The 10,486-nt window shown below is 65.3% G+C and carries 8 protein-coding genes and 1 tRNA gene; 3 read left to right on the forward strand and 6 right to left on the reverse strand.

Annotation, left to right across the window (positions count from 1 at the left end; translation table 11 throughout):
* Positions 1-15: 15 nt before the first annotated feature.
* From ACN0WF_RS16805 to ACN0WF_RS16815, 3 genes are all read right to left on the reverse strand, one after another.
* Entirely contained in the window at positions 16-705 is a 690-nt protein-coding gene (locus tag ACN0WF_RS16805) for a response regulator transcription factor (RefSeq protein ID WP_417773937.1), read from the reverse strand.
* A gap of 273 nt (positions 706-978) precedes the next feature.
* The gene (locus ACN0WF_RS16810) at positions 979-2,499 is read right to left on the reverse strand and encodes a Do family serine endopeptidase (RefSeq protein ID WP_417773938.1); all 1,521 of its coding nucleotides are present in this window, start codon (positions 2,497-2,499) and stop codon (positions 979-981) included.
* Between the two features lie 150 nt (positions 2,500-2,649).
* Positions 2,650-3,942, reverse strand: a complete 1,293-nt coding sequence (locus ACN0WF_RS16815; RefSeq protein WP_417773939.1) for an RsmB/NOP family class I SAM-dependent RNA methyltransferase — start codon at positions 3,940-3,942, stop codon at positions 2,650-2,652.
* Between the two features lie 382 nt (positions 3,943-4,324).
* Here ACN0WF_RS16815 and ACN0WF_RS16820 point away from each other — a divergent pair, with 382 nt between their 5' ends.
* Positions 4,325-4,522 (forward strand): hypothetical protein, encoded by a 198-nt coding sequence (locus ACN0WF_RS16820; RefSeq protein ID WP_417773940.1) that lies wholly within the window; start codon positions 4,325-4,327, stop codon positions 4,520-4,522.
* A 162-nt stretch (positions 4,523-4,684) separates the two neighbouring features.
* Here the strand turns inward: ACN0WF_RS16820 and guaB are convergent, their stop codons facing one another.
* The 3 genes from guaB to ACN0WF_RS16835 form a co-directional block, all read right to left on the reverse strand.
* Entirely contained in the window at positions 4,685-6,187 is a 1,503-nt protein-coding gene (gene guaB / locus ACN0WF_RS16825; protein WP_417773941.1) for an IMP dehydrogenase, read from the reverse strand.
* A gap of 382 nt (positions 6,188-6,569) precedes the next feature.
* Positions 6,570-7,268, reverse strand: a complete 699-nt coding sequence (locus tag ACN0WF_RS16830; protein WP_417773942.1) for an RlmE family RNA methyltransferase — start codon at positions 7,266-7,268, stop codon at positions 6,570-6,572.
* Positions 7,265-9,007: an exopolyphosphatase gene (locus tag ACN0WF_RS16835; protein WP_417773945.1), complete on the reverse strand. Its 1,743-nt coding sequence runs from the start codon at positions 9,005-9,007 to the stop codon at positions 7,265-7,267. The genes ACN0WF_RS16830 and ACN0WF_RS16835 overlap by 4 nt, the downstream gene beginning before the upstream one ends.
* A gap of 418 nt (positions 9,008-9,425) precedes the next feature.
* On the opposite strand from ACN0WF_RS16835, the gene ACN0WF_RS16840 reads away from it, so the two are divergent.
* Both ACN0WF_RS16840 and ACN0WF_RS16845 read left to right on the forward strand, forming a co-directional pair.
* Positions 9,426-9,499 (forward strand) — tRNA-Gln (locus ACN0WF_RS16840).
* Between the two features lie 89 nt (positions 9,500-9,588).
* Entirely contained in the window at positions 9,589-10,380 is a 792-nt protein-coding gene (locus tag ACN0WF_RS16845) for a DUF6538 domain-containing protein (RefSeq protein ID WP_417773943.1), read from the forward strand.
* The last annotated feature ends 106 nt before the right edge of the window (positions 10,381-10,486 follow it).

The raw sequence follows: 10,486 nt of genomic DNA on the forward strand, positions 1-10,486 counted from the left end.
CAGGGTCCCTGCCGCTCACGCGGCCGCCGGGCCGGCATCGCGGATCGTGTAGCCGGCCCCCCGGATGGTATGCAGCAACGGCCGCTCGAAGTCCTTGTCGATCTTGGCACGCAGGCGCGAGATATGAACGTCGATGACATTGGTCTGCGGATCGAAATGATACTCCCACACATGCTCGAGCAGCATGGTGCGGGTCACCACCTGGCCGGCGTTCTGCATGAGGTATTCGAGCAACTTGAACTCGCGCGGCTGCAGCGGGATTTCTCGGCCGGCGCGTGTCACGGTGTGGCGCAGCCGGTCGAGCGTGAGGTCGCCAACCGTGTAGACGGTCTCCACGTCCTGCTGGCGCGGACGCCGCCCGAGCGCCTCGACACGGGCGAGCAACTCGGAAAAAGCATAGGGCTTCGGCAGATAGTCGTCACCGCCGGCGCGCAGACCCGTCACCCGATCATCGACCTGACCGAGCGCGGAGAGCACCAGAACGGGCGTATGATAGCCCTCCGCCCGAAGCCCCGAGATCACGGAAAGGCCGTCGCGGCGCGGCAGCATCCGGTCGACCACCAGAACATCGTAGGGCGCTGTCGTCGCCAGTTCGTAGCCCGTTTCGCCATCGGCGGCGTGATCGACCACATGGCCGGCCTCGCGCAAGGCCTTGGCGAGATAGCCGGCAGCCTCGACATCGTCCTCGACAATCAGAATGCGCATCGTCTCATCCGGGCTTTGCGTCCCGCGCGGGCGGGCGGCAACATCATCTGGCGTGCATAGCATCGGAACTCTCCCTGGTCCAAGTTCGGGACGCACCTTCGCCTGAAACGACAAGGCCCCGAAGCGTGAGCTTCGGGGCCAGGGACAACCGGATCCGGCTTGCGGCGGTTGCGGACCTTCCCAGTCAGCTCCGGCCGTCACCGGCCCGCCGAGGACCGCCTCCCGGGCGCGTTTTCGGGAGGCGGAAGGCGGGCCGGAGCGTTGTGCGACGGATCAGCCCTTGGAGACGGGCACCGCGATGAACCGCGTCGCTCCGTCGCTTTCCACCCGCATGAGCACCGCCTTGCGACCGTTCTCGTTGGCTGCGAGCACAGCACTGGCAACATCGCCCGGCTCGCTCACCGATTTGCCGGCAACTTCGAGGATCACGTCGCCGCGCTTGAGGCCCTTCTCGGCCGCCGGACCATCGGCCACCGCATCGGTGACGACGACGCCCTTGTCGCCCGCCCCAACCTTCGCGGCACTTGCCAACTCGATGCCGAGGCTGTCGACGAAGGCGGTGTCCTTGCCTGTCGGCTTGAGCGAGGCGACGGTCGACTTGTCTTCAAGAGTGCCGAGCTTGACCTTGACGGTCTCCTTGGCCCCATCGCGCCAGACGCCGAGGGTGACGTCGGTTTCCGGCGGATATCCGGCGATCTTGCGGGCCAGATCGCGCGGGCTGTCGATCTTCTCGCCGTCGACGGACAGGATCGTATCACCGGTGCGCACGCCAGCCTTGAGCGCCGGACTTCCGTCCTGGGCCTCGGCCACGATCGCGCCCTTGGGCTGGTCGAGACCAATGCTCTCGGCGATGTCCTTCGTCACCGGCTGGATCTGAACGCCGAGCCAGCCGCGCACGACGGTTCCGTCGTTCTTGAGGTCGGCGACAATGCCGCGAGCGGTCGAGGCAGGGATCGCGAAAGCGATACCGACATTGCCGCCGGAGGGCGAAAAGATCGCCGCATTGATGCCGATGACCTGGCCCTTGACGTTGAAGGCCGGACCGCCCGAGTTGCCCCGGTTCACCGGCGCGTCGATCTGGATGAAGTCGTCATAGGGACCGGCGCCGATGTCGCGGCCGCGGGCCGAAACGATGCCGGCGGTCACAGACCCGCCAAGGCCGAAGGGATTGCCCACGGCAACAACCCATTCGCCGACCATCGGCGCGTCATCTGCGAATTCCACATAAGGGAAGTCGTTCTTGCCGTCGATCTTCAGCAGGGCGAGGTCGGTGCGCTTATCGGCGCCGACAAGGCGAGCGTCGTACTCGGTGCCGTCATCGGCGACAACGGTGTACTTGCTGCCATCGGCGACAACATGCTCGTTGGTGACCACATAGCCGTCATCGGTGATGAAGAAGCCGGAGCCCTGCGCCATGCCATGGCGGCGCGGCTGCTGGCGCTGCTCGCCGTTGCCGGAGGGATCGCCCCCGAAGCGGCGGAAGAAGCGCTTCAGCGGATGACCGTCCGGGAGATCCTCGAAGCCGGGAATGCCACCCTGGGAGGACATCATCTGCGGCGTCTCGTCGGTGACGACGCGGACACTGACCACGGCCGGCTTCACGGCGGCGACGACCGGCGCGAAGTTCACCGGTGCCGGCGCATCGACGCGCACCGGATCGGCAAGGGCGAACTGGCCGGGAACGACGGTCTGAGCGCTCAGCGCGCCGGCCAAACCGAGCGCGAGAGCGCCAGCGACAACGCCTTTGCGGCTCGGCAGGCGGCGAAAAGCGCGGGGGATACGGATGTTCGACATGTTTCGTCTCCACGTGGCGGGTCGGGAACCTGGTGCCGGCGTGTCACGCGGGGAAGCGATGTCGCCGGCTTGCCCATCCCTTATGGAGCACGCCGCCTTACAGGCGCCTGTCGGTGGAATTAAGAATTGGTAATGTACTGGAACGGGCCGTCAGGCGCCCCGTTCCAGAAGTGCGATGAAGAAGCCGTCGGTCGACGTCCGCGCCGGGCTCAGCGTCGCGAAGCCTTCCCGCGAGAACCGCGGCTTTGGCGCCTCGGTGCCGAAGATCGTCTCCCAACGGGCGGAAAGGTCGACGGCGGCAAAGCCGGGCTCGCGCTCGAGAAAGGCGCGCACACGCTCTTCGTTCTCCGAGGGCAGAACCGAACAGGTCGCATAGAGCATATGTCCGCCCGAACGCACGAACCTCTGCGCGGCGGACAGCACCTCGTCCTGCTCCTGCCGGCGCGCGGCAAGTGCATTGGGAGTGATGCGCCACTTTGAATCCGGACGGCGACGCCAGACGCCGGACCCGGAGCACGGCGCATCGACGAAGACGAGATCCATGCGGCCCTCGAGATCCTCAAGACCACCCGCTTCGGGATCGCGCACCTGCACGTTGCGGGCGCCGGCGCGCTGCAGGCGCTCATAGATCGGAGCGAGCCGAAGCTTGCTCGCATCATGCGCATAGATCTGGCCGCGGTTCTCGAGTTCGCCGGCAAGCGCCAGCGTCTTTCCGCCGCCTCCGGCGCAATAGTCAAGCACCTGGGCAGGCATCACCGAGGCGGCGACGAGAGACGCAATCTGGCTCGCCTCGTCCTGAAGTTCGAACCAGCCCTTCCGGAACCCCTCCTCCGCCTGCACATGCGGCGCGCGGACCTTGCCGCGCGGCGGTGCGATGCGAAGACCCACGGGCGAGGTCGCCGTCGGGCCGAGTTCGACATGTGACAGGCGGCGGGTCAGCTTGTCACGGTCGTTCTTCAGCCGGTTGACGCGCAGATCGATCGGCGCGCGCTCGGCAAGCGCATGGCCTTCCGCAACGGCCTCGTCGCCGAAGGCAGCCTCGAACTCGGGCCAGAGCCAGTCGGGAACATCGGCGCGCGCGTTGGGCGCAGCATCCTCCGGCATCACGGCAAGCAGCTGCGTCCGCTCGGCGTCGGACAGCGGCTCGGGCGCGAAGCGGTCGCCCTCGAAGGCCTTCTCCAGCCCCTCGATGCCAAATTCCCAGGCGCCGGCATAGGTCGCAAGCACCAGCCTGCGCGGATCCGCGTCGCCCATGCGAGCGGCGAGCGACAGGCGGTGGCGCAACGCATCGAACACGAGGTTGGCGATGACGAGCCGGTCTCCGGAACCGGCAAAGCGGTGGCCGTGCCCCCACTCCTTCAGCGCGTCCTGAACCGGTCGCCTCTGTGTCTCGACAACGCCGAGAATCTCGATTGCCGCGGCCAGACGGCCTCCGTCCTTCATTCCATGTCCCCGATCATGCAAATATGCGCGAACTCGACAGAGCTCGGTGCCCGGCCCGGTGTCCTTGCCGGCACGGCATCCGCGTCTCGCGCGAAATCCGAAGGGCAATGCGGAAGACCAGCCGTCGCTGGCGCATCCCCTTCCCGCTGCTTTAGCCGATAGGCGCGCCATTGCCAATCACTGCGCCGCCGAAGTCGCCTCTCTGCCGGAAAAGAAAAAATAACGCGCATACCAACCAGATAAGCATCCACTGATTGCAACGCCTCGTGATTAATGCCAGCATACAACCGAAAATCAACCAAAGCGTGCAAAAATGGCCGGAATTTATAACGTTTACATAACGTTCCTTCCAGTTTTCTGAGTGAAACTGGAGGTGCAGAGCATGAACGATACGCTCGAAGGAACGATTGATCCCGCCAAGGAACTGCAAGCCTGGAAAGCCTATTTCGCTTACGCTGCGCAGGACCTCGAGACGGAGTCTCCGGAGATCCTGGTTGCCTGTGCCCATCGCCTCCTGGAGATGGCGCAGAAAAGCAAGAAGTCCAGCCGGCGCCGTCCACAGCCTCGCCCGGTAGACTAACCCTCGGCGCTGGCGCGCCAGCCGTTCTGCGGCTGCTCAGGCGCGATGTGCACGCAATGACCTCGTTCACGGACGAAGCCATGTTCCGCCAGAACCAGCGCCCTTCCCGGGCGCTGGTTGTTTTGTCGTGGGCGGAGAAGATTGTATCTCCGCCACGTCTCCTCAGACGCTCGAGGGGTAGTTGGGGCTTTCGCGGGTGATCGTCACGTCATGGGCGTGGCTTTCGCGCAGCGCGGCGCCGGAGATGCGGACGAAGCGAGCCTTGTCCTGGAAATCGGTGATCGTCTTCGCGCCGACATAGCCCATGGCTGCCCGCAGGCCGCCGCCAAGCTGGTGCAGCACGCTGGCCAGCGGCCCCTTGTAGGGCACCTGTCCCTCGATGCCCTCGGGGACGAGCTTCAGGGCATCGCGCACTTCCGCCTGGAAGTAGCGGTCGGCGGAGCCGCGCGCCATCGCGCCGACCGAACCCATGCCGCGGTAGGACTTATACGAGCGCCCCTGGTGCAGATAGACCTCGCCGGGGCTCTCGTCCGTGCCAGCCAGCAGCGAGCCGATCATCGCAGCCGACGCGCCTCCGGCAAGCGCCTTGGCGAGATCGCCGGAGTACTTGATGCCGCCGTCGGCGACGATCGGAACCCCATCCTTCTCGGCAACCGAACAGGCTTCCATGATCGCGGTGAGCTGAGGAACGCCGACGCCGGCGACGATGCGGGTGGTGCAGATCGAGCCCGGGCCGATGCCGACCTTGACCGCGTCGGCGCCGGCATCGATGAGCGCGCGGGTACCGTCGGCCGTTGCAACGTTGCCTGCCAGCACCTGAACGGCGTTGGACTGGGACTTCACCCGCCGTACCATCTCCAGCACGCGCTCGGAATGGCCATGGGCGGTGTCGACGACAAGCAGATCGACACCGGCATCGATCAGACGCTCGGCCCGTTCGAACCCCTCCGGCCCGACGGTCGTGGCCGCGGCGACACGCAGGCGCCCCTGGTCGTCCTTGGAGGCGTTCGGGTTGAGCTGCGCCTTCTCCATGTCCTTGACGGTGATCAGGCCGATGCACTTGTTGCTATCGTCGACGACGAGCAGCTTCTCGATGCGGTGGTGGTGCAGGAGACGCTTGGCCTCGCTCTGGCTGACGCTCTCGTCCACCGTGACGAGCCTCTCGTGGGTCATCAGCTCGGCGACGCGCTGGCCCGGATCCGAGGCGAAGCGCACATCCCTGTTGGTGAGGATGCCGACCAGCCGGCCGACGACCTGCCCCCCCTTGCCGCCATTCTCGACAACCGGGATGCCGGAGATCGAAAACCGCTGCATCAGGTCAAGCGCATCCTGCAGCGTCGCATCCGGGCCGATCACCAGCGGATTGACCACCATGCCGGATTCGAACTTCTTCACCTGGCGCACCTGCTCGGCCTGCTGGTCGATGGTCAGGTTGCGGTGGATCACGCCGATGCCGCCAGCCTGGGCCATCGCAATGGCGAGGCGCCATTCCGTGACCGTGTCCATGGCAGAGGAGAGGATGGGGAAGTTGACTTCCAGACCGCGCGTCACGCGTGTGCGCAGGTCGGTCTCGGAAGGCAGAACCTCCGAATGCCCGGGCATCAGCAACACGTCATCGAAGGTGAGCGCCTCGGTGCCGTGAATCGACTGGTAGAATGCTGACATTGTGCCAATCCCCTTTGCAGGAATGGACGGCCAACCGGCTAGCGAGGAAGCCTCCGGCAGGGCGGTCTCAGATGGGAGAAGTTGGCGCGGGTCAATAACATGCGTGAGACAGGATGGGAAGCCGCTTCGCGCATGCAGCATGTCGATTTCCCGCAATTGCGAAGGCGCGTCCCGAAGTTGTCCTGTGAAAGCAAGCTTCTGCGCGGTGCGGCCTCACAGGGGCGGCCGCGGGCAGGCGCGCGGGATGCGCGCATCCCTCCGGAGGTCCGACGCGAAAGGGAGAATCACGGGAACGGCGGATGCAGCGCCTGCTCTCCCTGGGCGGAAGACGCAGGTGCTGCTCCCGCTTCGCCCGCCTGTGCGCCCACCCGACGGGCTTGCGTCAGTCCTTTCGCCCGCGAAACCCCTTGGCCAGCACATAGAGCTCCGGGCTTTCCTTGCGGCTCGACGGCGGCTTGATGTGCTGCACCGTCTGGTAGTCACGCTTCAGCGTGGCCAGCAGTTCATTCTCGGTGCCGCCGCGGAAAACCTTGGACAGAAAGGCTCCGCCCGGTGCCAGCGTCTCGCGCGCGAACTCTGCCGCCACCTCGAAGAGGTGGGTGGTTCTCAGGTGGTCGGTCTGGCGATGGCCGGTCGTGGGCGCGGCCATGTCGGACATGACGAGATCGGGCGCATGGCCGCCAAGCGCCGCCATGATCGCGTCCGGCGCGTCGTCGTCGAGAAAGTCCTTGAGCAGCAGGCGCACGCCGGGAAGGGCCTCGACTTCCAGATAATCGATGCCCACGATGAGCGGGTCCTCGTCGGTGGACCCGGTGACCGTGGCCGCCACCTGACACCAGCCGCCAGGAGCCGCGCCCAGGTCGACGATGCGCATGCCGGGCTTGAGGATCTTGTGCTTCTCGTCGATCTCCAGGATCTTGTAGGCTGCGCGCGAGCGGTAACCATCGATCTTGGCGCGGCGGACGTAGGGGTCGTTGAGCTGCCGTTGCAGCCAGCGCGTAGACGACGTGGTCCGTCGGCGGGCCGTCTTGACCCGCTCGAACATGCCGCGATCGCCGCGGCCACGGCCGGATGTGCTCATCTGTCTTTCCTTCCGCGCGCCCTGTGGCGCGCCCCCGAGCTGCGCCGCCAGACATTGTCGGCCGCCATCAGCTCCATCAGCATTCCCTCGCGCAAGCCCCTGTCCGCCACACGCAGGCGCTGGCAGGGCCAGCGACGCCGGATCGCCTCGAGGATCGCGCAGCCGGCGAGCACCAGGTCCGCCCGGTCGGCACCGATGCAGGGGTTGTCGCAGCGCTCCTCATAGGGCATCGAGCGCAGCCGCTCAATCATAGCCGACACATCCTCGGAATCCATCCAGGCGCCATCGACCCGGCGGCGGTCGTAGCGCTTGAGACCGAAGTGCACGCCGGCAAGCGTGGTCACGGTGCCGGAGGTTCCAAGCATGTGAACCCTGCCGTCACAGATCGCCGCCGAAAGCTCCTCGCCCAGGGAGAAATCCTCCAGATGGTGGCGGGCATCCTCCACCATCGCCTCGAAGTCGTCCGGCGACACATTGCGGCCGCCGTGACGCTCGGCAAGGTTCACCACGCCCACCGGAAGCGAGATCCAAGCACGGATGAACCGGGTCAGCGCCACGCCGCGCGCGCCGCAGCGGTTGCGCAGGTCAAGCCAGACGATCTCGGACGAACCGCCGCCGATGTCGAACAGGACGACCCCGTTGGCGTCGGGATCGACCAGCGAGGCACAGCCGGCGACCGCCAGCCGGGCCTCGGTTTCCCGGGTGGCAATCTCCAACGAAAGGCCGGTCTCCTGGCGCACCCGCTCGATGAAAAGCGGGCCGTTCTCGGCCGCACGGCAGGCTTCCGTTGCAATCAGCCGGGCACGCTCAACGCCCCTGTCCAGCAGCTTGTCGCGGCAACACGCCAGCGCTTCAAGCGCCCGGTCCATGGCGGATTCGCACAGCCGGTTGGTATGACCAAGCCCCTCGCCCAGCCTGACGATCCGCGAGAAGGCATCGACGACGCGAAAGCCGCGCTGTTCGGGTCTGGCGACAAGAAGCCGGCAGTTGTTCGTGCCAAGATCAAGCGCCGCATAGAGACGCCGGTGCTCGGGCAGAGCCTCGTCCTCGCGGCGAAAGGCCGGACGCTCTGCGCCGCCGGCGCGACCGCGTGGCGACAAGGCGCCATGGCCGCTGCCCTGGGCGCTGCCGCGCGGGCCAGCCGCACGTCGGCCCGGCTCGCCCTGCATGCCGGAGCCTGTCGCCGCCCCTCCCGGAGATCCGGCTCCTGGGGCCCGGCGGCCGCGTGTTTCGTCGGCCGCAAAACCGCCCCGCTGGTCGGACACCGGTGCTCGCCCGGTCTCGCTGGCGCGCCGCTCAGCCCGGTTCGGGCGATGGCGCTTACGCCCGCCACGCTTGCGGTTGCCGCGCGGGGCGGCCTCGTCCTGCTGAGCGTTCGCCGTCCCACTTGCCGCACCGCCGCCAGACCGTGCGCACGGCAAAGCGTCGGTGTACGCGGCTGGTTTCTCGGGCACGTCCTGTCGGTGTGATTGCGTCTCGCGACCGGACGGCCCGTCCTCCGCGCGGCGTGTTTCCCCCGGACAAGGGGGGGCTCCGCCAGCGAGCAGCCGGCGCGCAACTCTCCTGCTCCCGCCCTCGCCGTCGGGATTGGATGTCGCTATCGTGCCGTCCCGGCGCGAACCGGAAACCGAAGCGGCTTCCGTCTGCGCCGCAATCGCTTCCGAACCGGATGCGGATTGCCTGCGCTTTCTCCTGGAACGGCGGCGCGGGCCCTTGCCTCGACCGCCGTTCACCGGCATCGCACCGGGCCCCGGCCGGCCGTCGCCCGGCCCAGTCGGTCCCGATTCGCTCAACTTCTTTTCCTCGCCGGCGCCATTGCGCCTCTGGCCGGCCTCGCGGAGGAGCAAGCCTCTTGCTCGCGGACGACCCAATCCGGCCGTCACCCCGCCGTTGGCGCTTCCCGCGCCGTCCGGCCCCTATGTTGGGTTAATCCCAGTCTACCATCATATTTTCCGCCCGCAACGATCCCCGTCATTCGCCGGCGACGTCACGGAACTTCGGCACCTCGACGAAAAAAAGATCCACAGGCCGGATCACGATTGCGCAAGGAGGCTTGACAGCGCAGCCTGAGATTCCTAAAAACCCCACCAAGGAAACGCGGTGGCCGCCACGGCCCACTCTCTATGACCTTCGGTCATGCGCTGTTTCCATGGCTTTTGGGGAATAGGTTAACGGTAGACCCACGGACTCTGACTCCGTTAGTCCTGGTTCGAATCCAGGTTCCCCAGCCAAAAACTTTGTTTTAACTCAATAATTTACGCCGCTCTCGTCAGTGTTGGGGATGACCCCACATTGCACCCCCACATAGGGCGCATTGGCGATGGCAACTTATCTTCGGCGTGAAGCTGATTCCTTTGTGTTCAGGCAACGTGTACCTCCCCATCTCCAATATCGCCTTCGCCGCAAGGAGCTATACCGCTCGTTAAATACAACCGTGCGAAAAACGGCCAAGGTACGAGCACCGGAGCTGTTCATCCAGACTAAGGGGCTGTTTCGCATGCTTGAAGAGGACGAGGAGTACGTTCCTACTGACGAAGACATTCGCGCTGCCGTGCGCTGGAGTTTAAACACCGAGATATGGCAGGAACGTATCAAGCGATTGCAGTCGAGGACTCCGGTTTCACTTCGAGAACATCACGCTGATCTGGCGCGCTCGCTACTGATAACACTTGAAACGGACCGCCATTTCACTGAAGAAGCCGGTATGTACATGGAAGCCCAGTACGCATTAGAAGACGCGGGCTTTACAGGAAACGGCAAAGTCCTCGCAAGGACCGTAGATGTGATGCTGCAAACGCTACAAGGCTATGTCGACAAGCGTATGCAGGAAGTTTTCCAGCCCGAGACTTTGGCCACGCCCTTGACGACCGTTGCCACACCAATCAATTCATCGGTGAAAACATCGACCGCTTCTCCAGGAAGGATATCGCAGTTTCTCGGCCCATGGCAGAAAGACATCATTTCTGGATACAACCATAACGAGGGCTTGAAGGACGCAGATCAGTACCTCAAGACAGTTGAACTGTTTATCGGCCTTATGGGCGATCTTCCTATCGGACAGATCACATTTGATGTGGCCGCTGACGTTGCCCCCAAGTTTTATCCAGTTTGACGGAGACTCTGGCGGTGGGTATGGCCGGTATGGCCGGGGTTATTGACGGGGTCTGACGCGGCGCTCGCGAGCGAGCGGAGTGGCAGATCCCGTTTCGCGTTCAAGG

The sequence above is a fragment of the Stappia sp. genome (assembly GCF_048268045.1).
Taxonomy (GTDB): domain Bacteria; phylum Pseudomonadota; class Alphaproteobacteria; order Rhizobiales; family Stappiaceae; genus Stappia.